This window comes from Streptomyces sp. S6, from assembly GCF_054880855.1.
This window is the reverse complement of the sequence record NZ_JBTYMC010000530.1, coordinates 1-2,581: the sequence shown is the minus strand read 5'-3', so window position 1 is coordinate 2,581 and position 2,581 is coordinate 1. Positions and strand designations below refer to the sequence as shown.

Below are 2,581 nucleotides of genomic sequence, written 5' to 3'. Positions count from 1 at the left end.
GCGGTGAGGGCGGTGGCGCCGCCGTGCGGGGCGAGGACGAGGCCGCCCGCGGTGAGCGGGACGGGACGCCGGTCGGCGTGGACCGTCCCGGTCAGCACGTACCAGACGGTCTCGGTGCCGTCGCAGCCGGCGGGCTCCCAGCAGGTGCCGGGCGAGAGCTCGACCTCGTCGAACGCCTCGCACTCGCTGTGGAGCATCCCGCGCCGGGCGAGGCAGCGAACGGTCGCCCGCTCCTCGCCCGGCCCGAACAGGACGGCGCTCAGCGGTCCGTCGTGGACAATCACGGTCAACGTCCTTTCGTGGCAAGCGGATTGGTGGGTGGTACTGCGTCGGAGGGAGTACCGGGCCCCGCTCCGGCGTCACACCCGGTTCTCGCCCGGCAGCGGGACGTCCAGGACGGCGTGGAAGAACTCCAGGCCGGAGTCCCCGGCCCACAGCCGCACCGCCCCGCCGAGCGGCAGGGTCAGCGCGGTTCCCGAGGCCAGCCGGACCTCGCGGTCGGCCGTCCGGGCGGTGCCCGTGCCGCTCAGCACGAACACGGTGTGCTCGGTGCCGCGCGCCGCGAACTCCACGCCCGCGTGCGGCGGAAGGTCCTGGACATGGATGGTGCGCAGCGGCCCGGTGAGGACGCTCTGGGCGTCCAGCGGACCATGGGCGCGCAGATCGCGTACGACGATGCTGTTCACGGAATGCTCCTCCTCCGAGGACCGGCGGGGCCGGGGGAAGACGGCGGGCAACTCGACCACCAGCCAGGACAGCGGCCGTCGCCCGGTGTTGTGCAGCGCGTGCCGGGAACCGATCCCGGTGAGGACGGCGTCCCCGGCGTGCACCTGGTGCGCCGTGCCGTCGAGGTGGATCTCGCCCCGGCCGCGGAGCAGGAAGTACAACTCCTCGGTACGGGAGTGCAGATGCTCCCCGCTGACCCCGCCGGGCGGCAGCCAGGCCCACTCGACGGCCTCCCAGCCGCCGTACAGTCCGGTCCGCCGGGCGAGGCAGGACCAGCGGGAGATTCCGTCCGAGTCGTGCACGCCGTGCACCACGGCGGGGGCGTGCACGTCGGCCACCACGAGTGCGTCACGCATGGGAGCGCACCTCCTTCGCGGCGCGCGCCAACTTCTCGGCCGCGCCGGTGATCTCACGATCCGTCAGGTCGTTCACGAACACCGCGTCACCGATCCCGACCGGCAGCGGCAGGCGCTGCATGCCGTCCCGGTGGCGGACGGTGTCCGCGAGGGCGGAGCGGAGCAACTCCGGCTCCAGCAGGGGGTGGTGGACCGGCAGCCGCAGGGCGCGCATCGTGTCGAGCACGCGCGTGCACTGACGGTCCGTCATGAGGCCCCGTCCACGGGCGATCACGGTGGTCAACGCCATGTCGAGGTTGACCGCCTCGCCGTGCAGCAGGGCGGGCAGGGCGCGCATCTCCAGCGTCGGGCTGAAGGTGTGGCCGTAGTCGACGACCCGTTCGAGCCGGTGCTCCCACAGGTTGTCGTGGAGTTCTTCGAGCATCCCGTGGACCGCGCGGGCCAGCACGTGGTGCGCGGTGGTCCGCAGCGGGCCGTCCGTCTGGAAGCGGCCGGCGAGCAGCCGCTCGCCGCTGCTCTCCAACAGGTCGAACAGGTCACGGTCCTTGATCAGGGCGATCTTGAGGATCTCGGCGAGGCCGTTGCCGATGTGCCGCTCGTCGAGCGTCGCGAGGAACGCCGGGTCGAGGAGGGTCTCGACGGCCGGGTGGTAGGTGCCGAGGCGGTTCTTGCCGCCACCGAAGTTCACGCCGGTCTTCGCGCCGACCCCGGCGTCGACCAGCCCGATGAGGGTGGTCGGCACCCGGACGTACGGGGTGCTGCGCCGGTACAGGCTGCACGCGAGACCGACGATGTCCAGCAGCACCCCGCCGCCGACGGCCACGACCGGCTCGCGCCGCCGGTCCAGACCGAACCGGTCCATCGCGTCGACCACCGAGTAGACCGAGTCCATCGTCTTCAGCCGCTCGTGCGCCGGCAGGACGTGGATGCTGTATGACGTGTGATGTGCCACCTCGCAGTAGGCGCGCAGCGCGTCGCCGTACAGCAGGTCCACGTGCTCCTCGACGACGAGCAGCCGCCGCCGGGCCGGGCCTGTGCCGTCGGCCTCGTGGTCCGGGAGTCCGGCGAGGGCGAGGGCGGGGTTGCGGGGGTCCAGGACGCCGGGGGCGAAGCGGACCCGGTAGGTGACGGGCTTCGCGGTGGCGACGGTCCAGCTGCGGGCCGGGCCGGGGCCGTCCGTGGTAGTGAGTCCGTGGGTGGTGGGAGGCGGGAAGGGCATGGCGGGTCCTTCGGTGTGCGGACGGCCGGGGGAGGGGGCGGTGAGGTGGTGAGGTGTGAGGTTCCACCGGGCGGAGGAGGGACGGTGGGGTGTGAGGTTCCACCAGCCGAGGGCGAGGCGGTGGGGTGTGAGGTTCCACCCGCTCGCAGAGGCGCAGTGGTATGTGATGTGCCACCGACGGTGCAGTGGCGCCCACGCTCCGCACGAGGCGGCCGGGTGGAGCGGCTCGGCCTCGTGCGGGCGGGGCGGGGAAGCCGGACCGGTGGACGCCCTCGCCTGC

Annotated in this window: 2 protein-coding genes and 1 pseudogene; all 3 read right to left on the bottom strand. The window is 73.1% G+C overall.

Annotated features, from left to right (window positions below; all coding sequences use genetic code 11):
• A pseudogene (locus tag ACVNF4_RS34780) lies at positions 1 to 284 on the bottom strand (hypothetical protein); the annotation flags it as partial.
• Between the two features lie 75 nt (positions 285 to 359).
• Positions 360 to 1,082 (bottom strand): cupin domain-containing protein, encoded by a 723-nt coding sequence (locus ACVNF4_RS34775; protein WP_461806850.1) that lies wholly within the window; start codon positions 1,080 to 1,082, stop codon positions 360 to 362.
• Entirely contained in the window at positions 1,075 to 2,301 is a 1,227-nt protein-coding gene (locus tag ACVNF4_RS34770; RefSeq protein ID WP_461806849.1) for a sedoheptulose 7-phosphate cyclase, read from the bottom strand. The genes ACVNF4_RS34775 and ACVNF4_RS34770 overlap by 8 nt, the downstream gene beginning before the upstream one ends.
• Positions 2,302 to 2,581 lie beyond the last annotated feature (280 nt).

Coding starts and splice junctions, on each gene's coding strand:
- ACVNF4_RS34775 (WP_461806850.1), bottom strand. CDS start 1,082: ATGCGTGACGCACTCGTGGTGGCCGACGTGCACGCCCCCGCCGTGGTG.
- ACVNF4_RS34770 (WP_461806849.1), bottom strand. CDS start 2,301: ATGCCCTTCCCGCCTCCCACCACCCACGGACTCACTACCACGGACGGC.